Annotated in this window: 17 protein-coding genes; all 17 read left to right on the forward strand. The window is 73.3% G+C overall.

What is annotated here, in order from left to right:
* Positions 1 to 19 precede the first annotated feature (19 nt).
* A complete protein-coding gene (locus tag FE374_RS02530) occupies positions 20 to 934 on the forward strand; it encodes a flagellar motor switch protein FliM (protein ID WP_230978433.1) in 915 nt (304 codons plus the stop codon).
* Positions 934 to 1629 carry a flagellar motor switch protein FliN gene (gene fliN / locus FE374_RS02535; protein WP_139927095.1) on the forward strand — a complete coding sequence of 232 codons (696 nt, stop codon included), beginning with the start codon at positions 934 to 936 and terminating at the stop codon, positions 1627 to 1629. Before FE374_RS02530 ends, fliN begins: the two co-directional genes overlap by 1 nt.
* The gene (locus FE374_RS02540) at positions 1629 to 2297 is read left to right on the forward strand and encodes a FliO/MopB family protein (RefSeq protein ID WP_139927096.1); all 669 of its coding nucleotides are present in this window, start codon (positions 1629 to 1631) and stop codon (positions 2295 to 2297) included. Before fliN ends, FE374_RS02540 begins: the two co-directional genes overlap by 1 nt.
* Positions 2294 to 3208, forward strand: coding sequence for a flagellar type III secretion system pore protein FliP (gene fliP / locus FE374_RS02545; protein WP_139927097.1), 915 nt, complete (start codon positions 2294 to 2296; stop codon positions 3206 to 3208). Before FE374_RS02540 ends, fliP begins: the two co-directional genes overlap by 4 nt.
* The gene (gene fliQ / locus FE374_RS02550; RefSeq protein ID WP_139927098.1) at positions 3208 to 3480 is read left to right on the forward strand and encodes a flagellar biosynthesis protein FliQ; all 273 of its coding nucleotides are present in this window, start codon (positions 3208 to 3210) and stop codon (positions 3478 to 3480) included. Before fliP ends, fliQ begins: the two co-directional genes overlap by 1 nt.
* Positions 3480 to 4226, forward strand: a complete 747-nt coding sequence (locus FE374_RS02555) for a flagellar biosynthetic protein FliR (protein WP_139927099.1) — start codon at positions 3480 to 3482, stop codon at positions 4224 to 4226. The genes fliQ and FE374_RS02555 overlap by 1 nt, the downstream gene beginning before the upstream one ends.
* On the forward strand, positions 4223 to 5320 hold the full coding sequence (locus FE374_RS02560) for an EscU/YscU/HrcU family type III secretion system export apparatus switch protein (protein ID WP_139927100.1): 1098 nt from the start codon (positions 4223 to 4225) through the stop codon (positions 5318 to 5320). The genes FE374_RS02555 and FE374_RS02560 overlap by 4 nt, the downstream gene beginning before the upstream one ends.
* The gene (gene flhA, locus FE374_RS02565) at positions 5317 to 7371 is read left to right on the forward strand and encodes a flagellar biosynthesis protein FlhA (RefSeq protein WP_139927101.1); all 2055 of its coding nucleotides are present in this window, start codon (positions 5317 to 5319) and stop codon (positions 7369 to 7371) included. Before FE374_RS02560 ends, flhA begins: the two co-directional genes overlap by 4 nt.
* Positions 7346 to 8527 (forward strand): hypothetical protein, encoded by a 1182-nt coding sequence (locus FE374_RS02570; protein ID WP_139927102.1) that lies wholly within the window; start codon positions 7346 to 7348, stop codon positions 8525 to 8527. Before flhA ends, FE374_RS02570 begins: the two co-directional genes overlap by 26 nt.
* A gap of 63 nt (positions 8528 to 8590) precedes the next feature.
* Positions 8591 to 8851 (forward strand): carbon storage regulator CsrA, encoded by a 261-nt coding sequence (gene csrA, locus FE374_RS02575; RefSeq protein ID WP_139927103.1) that lies wholly within the window; start codon positions 8591 to 8593, stop codon positions 8849 to 8851.
* 252 nt (positions 8852 to 9103) lie between these two features.
* Positions 9104 to 11581: a chemotaxis protein CheA gene (locus FE374_RS02580; protein WP_139927104.1), complete on the forward strand. Its 2478-nt coding sequence runs from the start codon at positions 9104 to 9106 to the stop codon at positions 11579 to 11581.
* The gene (locus FE374_RS02585) at positions 11578 to 12027 is read left to right on the forward strand and encodes a chemotaxis protein CheW (protein ID WP_139927105.1); all 450 of its coding nucleotides are present in this window, start codon (positions 11578 to 11580) and stop codon (positions 12025 to 12027) included. The genes FE374_RS02580 and FE374_RS02585 overlap by 4 nt, the downstream gene beginning before the upstream one ends.
* Positions 12024 to 14033 carry a methyl-accepting chemotaxis protein gene (locus tag FE374_RS02590; protein WP_230978434.1) on the forward strand — a complete coding sequence of 670 codons (2010 nt, stop codon included), beginning with the start codon at positions 12024 to 12026 and terminating at the stop codon, positions 14031 to 14033. Before FE374_RS02585 ends, FE374_RS02590 begins: the two co-directional genes overlap by 4 nt.
* Before the next feature lies 1 nt (position 14034).
* Positions 14035 to 15228: a chemotaxis-specific protein-glutamate methyltransferase CheB gene (gene cheB, locus FE374_RS02595; RefSeq protein ID WP_139927106.1), complete on the forward strand. Its 1194-nt coding sequence runs from the start codon at positions 14035 to 14037 to the stop codon at positions 15226 to 15228.
* The gene (locus tag FE374_RS02600; protein WP_139927107.1) at positions 15225 to 16037 is read left to right on the forward strand and encodes a CheR family methyltransferase; all 813 of its coding nucleotides are present in this window, start codon (positions 15225 to 15227) and stop codon (positions 16035 to 16037) included. Before cheB ends, FE374_RS02600 begins: the two co-directional genes overlap by 4 nt.
* Positions 16034 to 16432, forward strand: a complete 399-nt coding sequence (locus tag FE374_RS02605; RefSeq protein ID WP_139927108.1) for a response regulator — start codon at positions 16034 to 16036, stop codon at positions 16430 to 16432. Before FE374_RS02600 ends, FE374_RS02605 begins: the two co-directional genes overlap by 4 nt.
* Positions 16429 to 16896 (forward strand): chemotaxis protein CheX, encoded by a 468-nt coding sequence (locus tag FE374_RS02610; RefSeq protein WP_139927109.1) that lies wholly within the window; start codon positions 16429 to 16431, stop codon positions 16894 to 16896. The genes FE374_RS02605 and FE374_RS02610 overlap by 4 nt, the downstream gene beginning before the upstream one ends.
* Positions 16897 to 16905 lie beyond the last annotated feature (9 nt).

The following is a 16905-nucleotide window of genomic DNA, read 5'->3' on the forward strand; positions in this document are numbered from 1 at the left end:
CCTGACCGATGTGTCTGGCGTGACGGTCCACTCCAGCGTGCCCGGCGCCACCCGGTCGCCGGTGGCCTACGACTTCCGTCGACCCATGACGCTGCCGCGCGAGCACGCCCGCATGCTCGAGATGGCCTTCGGGACCTTCTCCCGGCACTGGGCCAACCAGCTCGTCGCGCGCCTGCGCGTCTCGGTGACCGCCACCGTCACCGAGGTCAAGATGTGCTCCTACGACGAGTACGTCGCCTCACTGCCCACCACGACCGCCGTCGTGCTGTGCACCGTGGACCCCGGCCGGCGCACCGGTCTCGTGCAGTTCCCCCTCGACGCCGCGCTGGTGTGGATCGACCACATGCTCGGCGGCCCCGGCACCCCCGGCGCCGTGCCCGAGCGCGAGCTCACCGAGATCGAGCAGCTACTCATGGCCGAGCTGCTGCGCCGCGTGCTGGGCGACCTGAACTACTCCTTCGCCGGCATCACCGCCCTGGACGCCGTGTTCCGGCAGATCCAGTACACGCCGCAGTTCGTCCAGGCCGCCGAGGCCTCCACACCGGTCATCGCCGCACACCTGGTGCTGCGCGTGGAGAACCAGGACGTGCCGGTCTCCGTCATGCTGCCCGCCGAGGGCCTCATCGCCGCCATGCGCGACGGTGACCACGTGGACCTGCGCACCGCCGAGGAGGTCGCCGAGGAGAAGGCCCAGCGCAGGCGCCTCGAGGAGGCGGTCCAACAGGTCCCGGTCGACGTCGCCGTCCGGTTCGGCCCCATCACCGTCCACCCCCGCCAGGTCGTCGCCCTCCGCCCGGGGGACGTGCTCCCGCTCCACCACCCCGCCACCCGCCCGCTCGACGTCGTCGTGGGTGACCGGGTCCTCGCCCAGGCCGCCCCCGGCGCCCAGGGCTCCCGGCTCGCCGGCATGGTCGTCCACGTCAAGGAGAACTGATGAACACCACCGCCACCATGAGCGACCAGCAGGCCGTGACGGAGCTGGCCCGGCTGCTGCCCTCGCCGGTGCCGCTGGCCCCCCGCCGCGCCGGCGAGTTCGAGCGCCCCGCCCCGGACGCCACCGCCGTCGTCGCCACCTTCGTGGGCCAGCGCAGCGCCGAGCTCATGGTCGTGGCCCAGCAGTCCGTCACCGACGCCATGGCCGGCGCCGGCACCCTCTCCCTCGCCGAGGCCCTGCGCCCGGCGCTGGAGGCCGCCTCCCGGGCGCTGGGCCCGGGCGTGCTCGGCACCGCGGAGACCCGCCCGGCCGGTGAGGTCTTCACCGGCCCCGGCACGGTCGTCTACGCCCTCGACGCCGCCACCAGCACCGAGGCATGGTTCGGGTTCCGCGAGAAGGGCGGCGTCCCCGCCGCCGGCACCGGCGCCCCCGCCGCGCCGCTGCCCTCGGGCGCCATGCGGGTGCTCTACGACGTCGAGATGACCCTGACCACCGAGATCGGCCGCACCCGCCTGCCCGTGCGCGACGTCCTCGAGCTCACCCCCGGCGCCGTCCTCGAGCTCGACCGCTCCGCCGGCAGCCCCGCCGACGTCATGGTCAACGGCCGCCTGGTCGCCCGCGGCGAGGTGGTCGTGGTCGACGACGAGTACGCCGTGCGCATCACCGAGATCGTCTCCACCGAGAACCTCGGGTAGTGCTCGACAGCGTGCTGCTGGGCCTGCGGGTCGCCCTCTCCCTCGCCCTTGTCCTCGTCATCCTGTGGTTCATCGCGCGCAAGGTGAACCAGGGCGGCGCAGCCACCCGGCGGGTGCCCATCACCGTGCTCGGCCGGCAGAGCCTGGGCCGGCGCTCCGGCCTTGCCGTGGTCGAGGTGGCCGGCCGCACCCTGGTGGTGGGCGTCAGCGAGACCGGCGTGCAGCTGCTGACCGAGCTCGACGGCGACGCCGCGGCGGGTGGCGTCTCGGCCGCCGACCTGGGTGGCTCACGTGCATCGAGGACGGCGGACCTCGCCGCGTCCCTCGGTGGCGCCCCCGTAGCCGGTGGGCAGGTGATCGCCGGACGCTTCAGCCCCGCTGCCGATGACCGTGCAGCGCGCGGTGCTGGCGTCTACTCCACCGCCGACGCCGCTGATGACGGCGACGTCCAGGCCGAGCGGCCCGCGTTCCGTCCGGTCGGCGCCGAGCGTCGGCGCCGCTCCTTCGAGCAGGTCCTCGCCACCGAGACCGACATCGTGCCCCGGCACCGCGCCCGCCGTCGCGCCCCGGCGCCCCAGCTCACCACCGGACCCCTGTCCGGCTCCGTCCTCGACAAGACCACCTGGACGCGCACCTGGGCGGCCATCCAGGAGCGGTCCGCCCGATGAGCACGCTCGTCGACGGCGGGTCCTTGCGCCGAGCGCGCCCGTTTGCGGCCGCGGCGGGTGGTCCACCACCCGCGCCTGCCGCGAACAGCAGCGCTCGGCGTGACCGGGCGCGCTCGCCAAGGACCCGCGGGCTGCTCCTGACGGTGCTGGCACTGGCGGTCGCCGTCGTCCTGGTCGTCCTCGCCGCCACCGGCGCACTCGCGGCGCCCACCGACCCCACCCCGCCGACCGACCCCACCGCCCCGCGGGACCCGGCGCTGGACATCACGGTCGACGGTGAGCCGGTCGCGCCGTCGACCTCCGTGGTGGTGCTGCTCGGCATCACGCTGCTCTCGGTGGCGCCGTCCCTGCTGCTGATGATGACGAGCTTCACGAAGATCTTCGTCGTCCTCGCGCTGACCCGGAACGCCCTCGGCCTGCAGGGCGTGCCGCCGAACCAGGTGCTAGCCGGGCTGGCCCTGTTCCTGTCGATCTTCATCATGTTCCCGATCCTGGGCGACATCAACGCGATCGCCGTCCAGCCCTACCTCGCCGGCGACCTGACGTTCACCGCCGCGCTGGACACCGCCGCGGACCCGCTGCGCACCTTCATGCTCGGGCAGACCCGCGAGGAGGACATCGCGCTGCTCACCCGCGCCGCGGAGATGCCCAACCCGGCCAGCCCCGAGACCACGCCGATGCAGACCCTCATCCCGGCGTTCATGCTGTCGGAGCTGCGCGCCGGGTTCGTCATCGGTTTCGTCATCTTCGTGCCGTTCCTGGTCATCGACCTGGTCACCTCCGCGGTCCTGATGAGCATGGGCATGATGATGCTGCCGCCGGTGATGATCTCCCTGCCCTTCAAGATCCTGCTGTTCGTGCTGGTCGACGGCTGGGGACTCATCGTCACGACGCTGGTGGGCAGCTACTGATGGACACCAACGCCGTCCTGGACATCGCCGCCGTCGGCCTCGAGCTGGCCGCCAAGCTCGCCGCGCCCGCGCTCCTCACCGCCCTGGTGGTCGGGTTCACCGTCTCCCTGCTGCAGTCGGTCACCCAGATCCAGGAGATCACCCTCAGCTTCGTGCCGAAGGCGATCGCGGTCGCCCTCGCGCTCATGCTGGCCGGGAACTGGATGATCTCCGAGCTGGTCATGACCACCCACGAGCTGTTCGACCGCATCCCCGAGCTGCTGGACTCCTGATGGACCTGGTGCGCGAGCTCGAGCCGCTGCTCCTGGCCGCGGTGCGGGTGACGGTCTTCCTCGTCCTCGCCCCGCCGTTCAACCACGGCGCGGTGCCCGGCCCCGTCAAGGCGATGCTCGGCGTCGGCCTGGCGTTCGCGCTCGCTCCGCCGCTGGCCGCGCCGAACCTGTCCACCGCGGGCTTCGTCGGCCAGCTCGTCAGCGAGGCCGTCATCGGCGGCGGGCTGGCGGTCCTCGTCGCCACCGTGTTCGCGGCCGTGCAGTCCGCCGGCCGGCTCATCGACATGCACGGCGGCTTCGAGATGGGCATGGCGTTCGACCCCATGACCATGGTCTCCGGCGCGCCCTTCACCCAGCTCTACGCGCTGACCGCGACCGTGCTGCTCTTCGTCTCCGACGGCTACCAGCTGGTCATCGGCGGCCTGGCCCGCACCTTCGACGCCGTCCCGCTGGGCGCCACCCTCGACATGCCGGCCCTGGCCGAGACCCTCGCCAGCGCCGTCGGGCAGATGATGCTCGCCGCCCTGCAGGTGGCCGGGCCGCTGATCGCCGTGCTGTTCCTCGCCGACGTCGGCCTCGGCCTGCTCACCCGCGTGGCGCCCGCGCTGAACGCGTTCGCGCTCGGCTTCCCGTTGAAGATCCTCATCACCCTCTCCCTCGGCGTCTTCGCGCTCATCGCCCTGCCCCGCGTTGTCAGTGGTCTCGCGGAGGATGCCCTCACCGGGATCGGGAGGGTGACCGGATGAGCCAGTCGGGGCAGGAGAAGACCGAGAAGGCCACGCCGCAGCGGATGAAGAAGGTCCGCCGCGACGGCGGCCTGAGCCGCTCGCAGGACCTCACCTCGTGGCTGGTGGTCGGCGCCGCCGCGTTCATGCTGCCCACCGTGATCGCCGCCGCTGCGTCCGCCGGCCGGGAGCAGCTGCGCATGGTCGGCGCCGCCGCGGCCGCCCCCGAGCCGGCGACGGCGGTGCGCGCCCTGACCGCCGGGATGGGCTCGGTCATGCCCACCTTGCTGCCCGTGCTGGCCGCCGCCGCGCTCGCGGCCCTCATCGCCGGCGCCGCCCAGGGCGGCATCCACTTCAAGAAGCTCAAGCCCAAGTTCGAGAACCTCAACCTCGTCAAGGGGATGAAACGCGTCTTCGGCCTCCAGGCGTGGTGGCAGGGCGCCAAGGCCGCACTGAAGACCGCCGCCGTCGGCACCGTGCTCTACCTGGCCATCGTCGGCATGGTCCCGCTCGTGCTCGGCTCGGGGCAGGTCCCGCTCGCGCTCCTGCTCGACGAGATCGGCTCGCGGATCTCCTCCGTCCTGATCTGGGGTGTGGTCGCCGGCCTGGCCCTGTCCGTCATCGACGTCGTGGTGGTCATGCGCCGCAACCGCAAGCAGACGCGGATGACCAAGCAGGAGGTCCGCGACGAGAACAAGAACACCGAGGGCGACCCGCAGATCAAGTCCGCCATCCGCTCGCGGCAGCTGGCGATGAGCCGCAACCGCATGATGGCGGCCGTCGCGGACGCCGACGTCGTCATCGTCAACCCCGTCCACTTCGCGGTCGCCCTGCGCTACCAGCCCGGGCAGGGCGCGCCGCGCGTCGTGGCCAAGGGGCAGGGGTACGTGGCCACCCGCATCCGGGAGAAGGCGGCCAAGCACCATGTCGCCGTCGTCCAGGACATCCCGCTGGCCCGCACGCTGCACGGGCTGTGCGAGCTCGGCCACGAGGTTCCCGAGCACCTCTACGAGTCCGTCGCCCGCGTGCTCGCCTTCGTCATGTCCCTGCGCCGGCGCGGCAGCGCCGCGGGCATGCACCGGGTCCCCGCGGCCCGAGGAAAGGACCACCAGTGAAGAACCGCCAGATCTCGCAGTTTTTCGCCCCCATCGGCGTGGTGGGGATCGTGCTGCTGCTCGTGGTGCCGCTGCCGGCCCCGCTGCTCGACGTACTCATCGCCATCAACATCACCGTCTCGGTGCTGGTGCTGCTCACCACGATGTACATCAAGAAGCCGCTGGACTTCTCGATCTTCCCGTCACTGGTGCTAGTGGCCACGCTGTTCCGCCTGGGCCTCAACGTCGCCGCCACGCGCCTGGTGCTGCGCGACGCCTACGCCGGGCAGGTCATCGACGCCTTCGGGCACTTCGTGGTGGGCGGCTCGCTCGTCATCGGCCTGGTGATCTTCCTGATCCTCGTGGTCATCCAGTTCGCGGTGATCACCAACGGAGCCGGCCGCGCCGCCGAGGTCTCGGCACGATTCACCCTCGATGCCATGCCCGGCAAGCAGATGGCCATCGACGCCGACCTCAACGCCGGCCTCATCGACGAGCACGAGGCCCGCCGGCGTCGCGCCGAGGTGGCCTCGGAGGCGGACTTCCACGGCGCCATGGACGGCGCGTCGAAGTTCGTCAAGGGTGACGCCATCGCCTCGGTGGTCATCACCATCATCAACCTCATCGGCGGCTTCATCATCGGCATGGTCACCCACGGCATGTCCGCCGGGGAGTCGATCGAGACCTACGCGATCCTCACCGTCGGTGACGGCCTGGTCACCCAGATCCCCGCGTTGCTGATGTCCGTGGCCACCGGCCTGGTGGTCACCCGCGCCACCGCCGACGAGGACATGGGCACCGCGGCCTCGAAGCAGCTGCTGCAGTCGCGCAACGCCCTGGCCATCGCCGGCATCGCCGCCCTCGCCCTGGGCCTGATCCCCGGCCTGCCCAAGATGCCGTTCATCATGGTGGGAGTCGTTCTGCTGGTGCTCGCCCAGCGGGTGCGGAAGGCCGACCAACAGGCGGAGGCGGAGGCCACCGCGCCCGTCGGCAACGCGCTCCAGCCGGCGCCGGAGACCACCGAGCAGCTCATCGAGCAGATGCGGGTGCACGCCCTCGAGATCCTGCTCGCCCCGGACCTGGTGGACCTCGTGGGCGGCTCCGCCGACCAGGACCTGCTCGCCCGCGTGCGGGCGCTGCGCCGCAAGACCGCCCTGGAGATGGGCTTCGTCCTGCCCCCCGTGCGCACCCGCGACTCCGTGGACCTGCCGGTGGCCGCGTACGCCATCAAGATGTCCGGGGTCGAGGTGGCCCGCGGGCAGGCCCCCTCCGGGCGGATGCTGGCGCTGGGCGACGGGCTGGACAACCTGCCCGGCAGCCTCGTCCACGAGCCCGTCTTCGGGCTGCCCGGCAAGTGGATCCCCGCCGAGCTGCGGCACAGCGCCGAGATGGCCGGCGCCACCGTGATCGACCGCACCTCGGTGATCATCACCCATTTGTCCTCGCTGATCAGCACGCACGCCCCGCGGCTGCTCGGCCGCGAGGACGTCCGGGTGCTCAACGAGGGCCTCAAGCAGACCAATCCCTCGGTGGTGGAGGAGCTCGTCCCGGCGCTGCTGTCCCTGGGGGAGGTGCAGCGGGTGCTCCAGGGCCTGCTCGCCGAGCAGGTGCCGATCCTGGACCTGGCCCGGATCTACGAGGCGCTCACGCTGCGCGGGAAGGTCTCCACCGACGCCGAGGGGCTCGTGGAGGCGGCCCGGGTATCGCTGGGCGATACGATCGTGGATCGCAACGCCAGCGACCACGTGCTGCGCGTGCTCACCATCGAACCGGCCACCGAGCAGATGCTGCTGGAGTCCTTGCGCCCGGGCGACGGCGGCACCCAGCTCTCCCTTGCCCCGGACCGGGTCGAGGGGCTGCTCAACTCGGTGCGCGCCCAGGTGGAGGCGGCCGAGGCGAGCGGCAAGCAGGTGGTCCTGGTGTGCGCGCCGGCCATCCGGCCCGCGCTGCGCAGGCTGGTCGCGCTCGCAGTGCCCCGGCTGCCGGTGCTGTCCTACAGCGAGGTCTCCGGGACCACGCTGACGATCGACACGGTGGGAGTGGTGGGTGTCGGACACGCAATTGCTGCTTGACGGCCCCGAGCTCGACCCGCTGATCGAGCGCGCCCGCGACCTGGGTGGCCGCGTGGTCAAGGCCGAGCGCGTGCGCCGCATGTTCGGCAAGGCCCGCTTCGAGGTGACCGTCCAGGTGCCCGGCCTGTCCGACGGCGGAGCGGCACCCGGCGGGCCCGGCAGGACCGGCGCGGCCGGCGCGGCCGGCGCCGGGCCGGTGTCCGCGCCCGCCGGACTGGCCGCACTGCTCGCGGCGGCGGACAGCGGCGACGGCGTGGGTGCCCCCACCTGGACACCGCTGGGCGCACCGACGCTCGACAGCGCCACCCGGGACCGTGCCGCCCAGCAGGGTGGTGCCCGCGAGAGTGCACCAGCCGCCGGCCGACCGGGTACGGCTGACGACCGACCGGGTCCCGCCACGGGCCGACCGGGTATGGCAGTCGCCGCCGCGTTCACCGCCATGGACGGCGGCCCGACGGGCGGCCAGGAGGTCGTCGGCCCTGGTGCGCTGACCCGGGCGGAGATGGCCGCCCCGGCGCTCCTGCGCGATCTCGGCGTGCCAGCGCCGCTCGTGCCGCCCGCCGTCGCCGACCCCCTCGCCGGCCTGCTCGCCCTGGCCGCCCGGCTCCCGCGCCCCGTCGCGCCCGCGCTGCGCCCAGGCAACGTGGTCGCCGTCGTCGGGCAGCCGGACGAGGTGCTCGAGACCTGCGCGCAGATGCTCGTGCGCCTGCGGGAGCATCCCTACCAGCTCGTGCTCGTGGGGGAGGAGGCGGCCATGCCCGGTACCGGCACCCGCCTGACGAGCCCGCGCCGCGCCGCCCGCCTGCGCAGCGAGCACGCCGACAAGGTGCTGGTGATCGCCGTCGGCGCCGGCACGTCGAAGTCCGAGCGCCGGGTGGCCGAAGGAGTGCTCGGTGCGCTCGCGCCCGACCAGGTCTGGGCCGCGCTGGACGCCCGGCTCAGCCCCGGCGAGCTGGCCCAGCAGCTGCAGGACCTGCCGGTGGGCAGGGTGGACGCCGTCGCGGGTCAGCGCGCGTGGCAGGCGGCCCGGCCAGGGACCCTGCTCGACCTCGGCCTGCCGGTGGGCTGGCTCGACGGCCTGGCCGCGACCCCCACCGTGTGGGCGGCCGTGCTCGACGAGGCACGCACGAAGCCGGCGTTTCCCGTCCTGCGTTGACCGCCCCGCCCACCGGGCCGGGCGTCACCGCCGCGATGGCAGCGGCCAGGTAGTGTCGGGGCCGTGCTGGTGCTGAGTCGACGCGTGGGCGAGCAGATCGTCATCGGGGACGACATCGTCGTAACCGTCGTCGACGTGCGCAACGACACGGTGCGGCTGGGCATCGCCGCCCCGCGCAGCGTCACCGTCAACCGCGCCGAGGTGCGCAAGGCCGTCGAGGACGCCAACCGCGAGGCCAGCGCCGCCGACGACAGCGCCCTGGACTCCCTGCGCGCCCTGACCGCCCGTCACGACCCGGCCGCGAAGCGCCCCGCCCAGGAGTGAACCTGTAGAGCCGTCGCCGGTGGCGACGCGCTCGACGGCGCGGTGGAAGTGGCGTGGGCCGCCCCCGGCCCGTGCTCGACGGCGGGACCCATCACAACGCTGGCCGCAGGTGGGTCGTCACCATTTCGCCACTATCCGCAGTCACATTCGTCACACCAGCACCACAGGTCACATCTAACTTCTCATTTTCTGACGTTCGTCGCCGATTCCACCACTGACGACTGATGGCGGCCGAGCTGTGCGTGAGGAGGTGTGAGTGTGGACGACGAGATGGCGGAAATCATCGACGAGTTCCTCGTCGAGAGCAAGGAAAACCTCGACCAGCTCGACCGTGACCTCGTCACGCTCGAGACCACGCCCGGATCGCGCGACCTGCTCAACAGCATCTTCCGCACGCTGCACACCATCAAGGGCACCAGCGGGTTCCTCGCCCTCGCCACCCTCGAGCGGCTGACCCACGCCGGTGAGGCCCTCCTGGTCGACCTCCGGGACGGTCGGCGCAGCCTCGACCCGGGGGTCACGGACCTCCTCCTCACCCTCGCGGACACCGTCCGGGCGGTGCTCGACGGCGTGGCGGCCGACGGCCGGGACGACGGCGTGGCCGTCCAGCCCCTCATCGCGGAGATCCAGCGCGTACGCGACGGCGCGGCGCCGGGTCGTGATCGCGTCCCTGGGCGGACCGGCTCACCGGTAGCCGCGGAACCGGACGCATTCACTGCGCCCGACCGAACCGCCGGCCAGCACGCCCCCGTCGGCCAGGACACCACCGCCACGGCCCCTGCCGTGGCGCTGGGCGGTACGCCCGAACCTGACCCGGCCGCACCCGCCCACACCGGCTCCCTGGCTCCCGAGGGTCCCGCGGAAGCCACGCTCGGTGACGCCTCGAGCGCGAGCTCGGCACCTGGCGCATCGGCCACCCCCGACGATCGGGCCAGCGCAGCCAGCGCCGGACCGGATGGTCGCGTTGTCGGCCACGAGCTGACCGCCCTCACCGAACCGCAACAGGCCGGTCACACCCCCAAGGCCGCCACGGCCGGCGCCCAGGCGCCCCGCCCCAACGGCGAGGCGACCGTGCGGGTACGCGTCGAGCTCCTCGACCACCTCATGCAGCAGGCCGGCCAGCTCGTCGTGCTGCGCAACCGCATCGCGCAGACCGCCGCCGCCCGCCGTGACGGCGAGCTCCGCCACCTCGGCCAGCAGCTCGACGTGGTCACCGACTCCATCCAGGACGCCGTCCTGCGCTCACGGATGCAGCCGGTGGAGCACCTCTTCGCCGCCCTGCCCCGCATGGTCCGCGGCCTGGCTGTGGACTGCGCCAAGCAGGTGAACCTCACCCTCATCGGTGGGGAGACCGAGGCCGACCGCAGCCTCCTGGAGGCCGTGAAGGACCCCCTCACCCACCTCGTGCGCAACGCCGTCGACCACGGGATCGAGGACCCGGCGGAACGCGTGGCCGCCGGGAAGCCACCGGTCGGCACCCTCACCGTCCAGGCGATCCACGCCGCCGGTCACGTGGTCATCGAGGTCATCGACGACGGCCGTGGCATCGACGCCGACGCGGTGGCCGACCGAGCCGTCACCCGCGGGCTGCGCACCGCCGAGCAGGTCGCCGCGATGAGCACTGCGGAGATCCTCCAGCTCCTCTTCCAGCCCGGTTTCAGCACCGCCGACCACGTCAGCCACGTCTCGGGCCGGGGCGTGGGCATGGACGTGGTCCGCACCAAGGTCGAGGCCGTCAGCGGCACGGTCAACTTCACCACCGAGGTGGGCGTGGGCACCTCCTGGCACCTGCGCATCCCGCTGACCGTCGCGATCGTTCCGATCCTCAGCGTCGCGTGCGCCGGGGAGGTCTATGCCCTGCCCCAGTCGGCGCTGCGGGAGCTGGTCGCCGTGCGGCCCGGCGCCACCGGCATCGAGCACGTCGGCACCGCACCGGTGTACCGCCACCGCGGCAAGCTGCTGCCGGTGGTCCGCCTCGACGAGGCCTTCGGGCTGCCCGCCCGCCCGGACGCCGACGGCGCCCTCGTGGTGCTCAAGAGCGCGGGCCGCCGCTTCGTCCTGGTCGTCGACCGTGTCCTGGACGACTCCCACACCATGCTCACCCCGCTGCCCGAGCGGCTCAGCGCCCTCGGTGCGTACCTCGGCGCCATGCTGCACGACGACGGCACGGTCGGCCTCGTCCTCGACCCCCGCGCCATCGCCCGCAGCGCCGGGGTGGTCATGGGTGTCGCGGTCCCGGAGACGTCCGCGCCCCCGCCGCCCGCCGCCCCCGAGCCGGAGCAGCTGCTCGTCTGCGCGATCGGCGACGGGCGCCGCGTCGCGGTGCCCGTCCGCGCCGTCGTGCGCATCGAACGGGTGGCTACCGATCGGCTCGAACGCGTCGGGCGGCACGAGGTGGTGCAGGTGCGCGGCGTCGTCGTGCCGGTCATCCGCCTCGACCGGGTCCTCGGCGTCCCGCAGACCGCCGACCCCGACGAGCTGGTGACCGTCATGTACCACCGCGACGACCGCGTGGTGGCCTTCGTGGTACGCAAGATCATCGACATCGTCACCGACGAGGGCCGGCACAGCGCCGTCGAGGACACGGGCCTGATCGGCTCCGCCGTGCTGGACGAGCAGGTCACCGAGCTGCTCGACGGCGACGCCCTGGTGGCCGCCGTCGTACCCGCCTTCTTCGGGGCGGACGCGGACGGGATGGCCGACGCCGTCCGGGAGCTGGTGGGACCGTGACAGAGCTGGTCACCTTCACCGTCGCGGGCGCCCGCTGCGCCGTGGACGTCACCCGTGTGCGTGAGGTGGTGCGCGCCACCCGGCGCACGCCAGTGCCGCTCGCCCCACCCGACGTGGACGGGCTGATGAACCTGCGGGGGCAGGTACTCATGTGCCTGGACCCGCGCACCCGCCTCGGTCTGGACGCCCGCTTCGTCGAGGGCGACCGCATGGCGATCGTGGTCGACGCCCGCGGCGAGACCCTCGGCCTACTCGTCGACGAGGTCGGCGAGGTCGTGGACCTCGACCCCGGCGAGCTGCGCCCCGCCCCGACCACCCTGGACCCGACGCTGCGCGCGAACATCGCCGGGGCGCACCCGCTCCCCGACGGCCTGCTGCTGGTGCTCGACCTCGACGCCGTCACCGCCCCCTGTCCCACCGCCCTCGAGAAGGAGCACCTGTCATGACGACATCCGCCCAGGACCGCACGGAACCGACGGGGTCGGACCGGGTCCTGCCCGATGCGGAGGCGTCCAGCATGGTGACACCCCAGCGCATTCCCGAGCCCGTCGGCCCGCCCACCTGGGACCAGGTGGTACCGCCGACGCCGTCGAGCCCGGACACGGCGGGCGGGCGCGAGGGTGCCATGCGCCGCGACGGCACCAAGCGCCGCCAGGGCACCATGCGCCGCGACGGCGCTGCGCCCCGCGACGGCGACCCGCGCTGGGACGTGACCGACGCCCGTCACGCGGACGAGCGCCGCTGGGACGCGGCACCGACGGATGAGCCCGATTTCGGCACAGGCACCGGCACAGACGGCGACGACGGCGCCCCGCCCCGCCGGGCCACCTCGCCCGCCGCCCCGCGCCGGGGCTTCCGCCGCCCCGACCAGGCACGACGTGGCCGCGGGCGCTACACCTCCATCCGCACCCGGATCTTCACCATCGTCGTCCTGCTTGCCGTGGTGGTGGGCGGCTCGACCGTGTACGCCACCCAGCTCATGCGGTCCCAGGCCCGCGACACCGCCCACCTCGCCGGCATCGCGAGGGAGGTCATCGAGCCCCGGCACGCCATCGAGGCCGGCGCCCTCAAGTCGCGGCTGCTTGTTCAGCAGATCGCCGTGCGGACCAACCTCGCCACAGAGGAACGGCTGATCGAGGAGCTCGACGACGTCACCGCCGACATCAAGGCGGCCATCCAGGACTACAGCACCACCGAGGCCGCGAGCTCGCCGCACTGGGTCGACTTCCTGACCGCCTGGGGCAAGTGGTCGGAGCTGCGCGACGACACGCTGGTGCCCAACGGGCTGAACGAGATCTACTCGCGGAGCGCCGACGACCAGAACGACGCACTCGCGCTCGAGTACGCCGCCGCGCTGGACGCCGTGGACGCCGAGACGGACGCCGAGGTCCGCAGCATCACCGCCGAGGCGGCCGACCGCACCCAGCAGGGCATGGCCATACTGCTCTCGGTCGCCGGCCTTACGCTCGCCGTCGCGCTCTTCGCGGCCTACCGCCTCGCCAGCTCCATCCGCGCGTCGCTGGAGAAGGTGGGCGCCTCGGTCGCCGCACTGGCCGACGGCGACTTCACCGTCCCCGCCGACATCACCAGCCGTGACGAGGTCGGCCGCATGGCCGCCAGCCTCAGCCGTGCCCAGACCAGCCTGCGGACGCTCGTCGGCGACCTGGCCGGCACCGCGAACTCGGTGGCCGCCGCCGCGCAGGCTTTGGCCAGCGCGGGCAACCAGCTCGCCGCCGGGTCCGAGGAGACCAGCGAGCAGGCCGGCACGGCCGCCGCCGCGGCCGAGCAGGTCTCCCACAACGTCCAGGCCGTGGCCGCCGGCGCGGAGCAGATGGGCGCGTCCATCCGGGAGATCGCCACCAACGCCAACGAGGCGGCGGACGTCGCCACCCGCGCCACCGACGTGGCCGCCGCGACCAACGAGACCGTGACCAAGCTCGGCACGTCCTCGCAGGAGATCGGCAACGTCGTGCGCGTCATCACCTCGATCGCCGAGCAGACCAACATGCTGGCCCTTAACGCCACCATCGAGGCCGCCCGGGCCGGCGAGGCCGGGAAGGGCTTCGCCGTCGTCGCCTCCGAGGTCAAGGAGCTGGCCCAGGAGACCGCCCGCGCCACCGAGGACATCGCCCGCCGCATCAAGGCGATCCAGACCGACTCCGCCGGTGCCGTCGGCGCGATCGGCGAGATCTCTGCGATCGTCGACTCGATCAGCGCCTACCAGGTCTCCATCGCCTCCGCCGTCGAGGAGCAGACCGCCACAACCAACGAGATGCTCCGCGGGGTGGAGGAGGTGGCCGCCGGGTCCGGGGCGATCGCGGACAACATCGCCCAGGTCGCCCAGACCACCGCGACCGGGTACGGGGCGATGACCCAGATCAACGCCTCCATCGACGAGCTGGCGAAGATGTCCGACGACCTGCGCTCGCGCGTGGACCAGTTCAGGTACTGACATGACCCCGCCGCCGCAGCCCCCGCCTCCCGCGCCGTCCTGGCGCGGGCGCGGGCGCGGCCGCGCGCCACGGGGCCCGGTGCGGGTGCTGGTGGCCGACGACTCCGCGGTGGTGCGCCGGCTCGTCACCGGGGCCCTGGGCCGCGACCGCGGCATCGAGGTGGTGGGCACCGCGGCCGACGGACGCAGCGCCCTGGCCCAGGTGGTCGAGCTGCTGCCCGACGTGGTCACCATGGACGTGGAGATGCCGCACCTCGACGGCATCGCCGCGGTGCGGGCCCTGCGCGCGGCCGGGCTCCAGGTGCCCGTCATCATGCTCTCCACGCTCACCGAGCGCGGCGCCACCGCCACCCTGGACGCGCTCACCGCCGGCGCCAGCGACTACGTGGCCAAGCCCTCCGGGGCGGTGAGCCTGAACGAGTCGCTGCGCCAGCTCGCCGCGGACCTGCTGCCGCGCATCCACGCCCTGGCCACCGGGGTCCCGCTGCTGCAGCCGACGACCGCCGCGCCGGTGCTGCGTGGGGCGGTGCCGGCCCGCGTCGTCGTGCTGGGCTCCTCCACCGGTGGTCCCGAGGCCCTGGCCCGGCTGTTCGGGTCGCTCGCGGAGCCGCCCGCGGTGCCCCTGCTCGTCGTCCAGCACATGCCGGCGGTCTTCACCCGCCAGCTCGCCGGGCGGCTGGACCGCATCGGCCCGACCGAGGTCGTCGAGGCCACCGACGCCGTCCTGCTCGCCCCGGGCCACGCCTACGTCGCCCCCGGCGACCGGCACCTCACGGTCGTGGCCGACGGCGACCGGGTGCGCACCGCCGTGACCGACACCCCGCCGCTGAACTACTACCGCCCGTCGGTGGACATGCTGTTCCGCGCCGCCGCCGAGGTGTTCGGGTCGGCGGTGCACGCCGTCGTCCTCACCGGGATGGGCACCGACGGGCGCGACGGCGCGTCCGCCGTCGTCAGTGCCGGCGGCACCGTGCACGTGCAGGACGCCGCCAGCTCCGTGGTCTGGGGCATGCCCGGCGCGGTGGCCCAGGCGGGTCTCGCCCACGACGTGCTGCCGCTGGAGGAGCTGGCGCGGGCCATCGCGGCCGCCGGCACCATCGGGGGCGCCGGTGCTGGCGCCGGCACCATCGGGGGCGCCGGTGTTCGCCCCATCGCTCGCGGAGGCCTGTCCGGCCCGCGGGTGGTGCGCCGATGAGCCTGTCCGCGCAGTCCTTCGGGTACGTCGCCGAGCTGGTGCGTCGCGAGAGCGCCGTCGAGCTGGCCGGCAAGGAGTACCTCGTCGCGTCCCGGCTGGCGCCCCTCGCGCGGGCGGCCGGGCTGGAGGGCGCCCACGCCGTCGACCGGTACGTCCACCTCGTCCGCGGCCGCCGCGAGGACGCCCGCCGCGTGGTCGAGGCGATGGTCGTCACGGAGACCTCCTGGTTCCGTGACGGCGCCCCCTTCCGCGCCCTGACGCGCGAGCTCGTCCCGGCGCTGGGGCTGCGCCGTCGGCCCCTGCAGGTGTGGTCCGCGGGCTGCTCGACCGGGCAGGAGCCGTACTCCGTCGCGATGACGCTCCTGGACGCCGGGACCACCGACTTCGCCGTGCTGGCCACGGACGTCTCGGCGAGTGTGCTCGCCCGTGCCGCCGCGGCGCGCTACGACGACCTCGAGGTGAGCCGCGGCCTGCCGGACTCGGCGCTCGGGCGCTTCCTCACCCGCCGCGGCGACGCGTGGCACGTGCGGCCCGTGGTCCGCGGGCGGGTGACGCTGCGCCGGCACAACCTGCTGGAACCCTCCCCGCCGGCACGCGGCAGGTTCGACGTGGTGTTCCTGCGCAACGTGCTCATGTACTTCGACCTGCGCACCCGCGGCGCCGTGCTCGAGCGGGTCCGAAGCGTGCTCGCACCCGACGGATTTCTCGTGCTCGGTACCACCGAGACCCCGCTCGGCATCGACCCGGCATGGGTCCGGGTGAAGATCCCGGGCACATCCATCTACCGACTTCTAGGAGGTCCCGCATGAGGGCGCTGGTCACCGACGACTCCCGCGCGATGCGGCGCATCATCACCGGGATGCTCACCGAGGTGGGCATGACCACGGCCGAGGCCGGTAACGGCCGGGAGGCCCTCGACCTGCTCGAGGCGCGCGGGGTGGGCGGCCCGGACGGGTTCGACCTGATCTGCATCGACTGGAACATGCCGATCCTGGACGGCCTGGAGCTGGTCGGGCAGATCCGGCGGCGCCGGGAGTGGCGCAACCTGACGATGATGATGATCACGTCCGAGAGCGAGCACAGCCAGGTGGTTCGGGCGCTCGCGGCCGGCGCGCACGAGTACCTCATCAAGCCGTTCACCGCCGAGCAGCTACGCGAGAAGGTCGAGCTGCTCGGACTGGTCGAGCCGGGGCAGAGGGCGTGAGCCTTGTGTGGCCCGCGCCGCTCGACGCGCGCGTGGCCAGCGTGCTCACCGTGGCCGAGGACGTCTTCGCCGCGATGGTCGACGGCGAACCGGGCCACCTGAGCCCGCTCACCGTGGCCCGGCGCACCGCGCCCGACCCGCTCCACGCCTGGGTCGACATCGCCGGGGAGATCCCCGTCCGGGTGGTGCTCTCCGCCGGCCGGCGGACCGCCGGACTGCTCGCCCGCGAGCTCGCGGGTTTTGCGCCGGACGAGGAGGTGAGCGAAAGTGAGGTCGCTGATGCGTTCGGGGAGGTGGCCAACATGCTCGGGGGCAACCTCAAGGGCATGCAGCCGCCGGGCAGCTCGCTCGGCCTGCCGCGGGTGGCGGAGGTGCCGCCTCCGGGAAAGATCAGCTTCGAGGTGGCGCTGGACTGGCGGGGACACGAGATCGTCGTCTCGGTGCTCACGCCCACGAGTGGATGACTGGGGGAT

This window comes from Georgenia yuyongxinii, assembly GCF_006352065.1.
GTDB classification, from domain to species: Bacteria; Actinomycetota; Actinomycetes; order Actinomycetales; family Actinomycetaceae; genus Georgenia; species Georgenia yuyongxinii.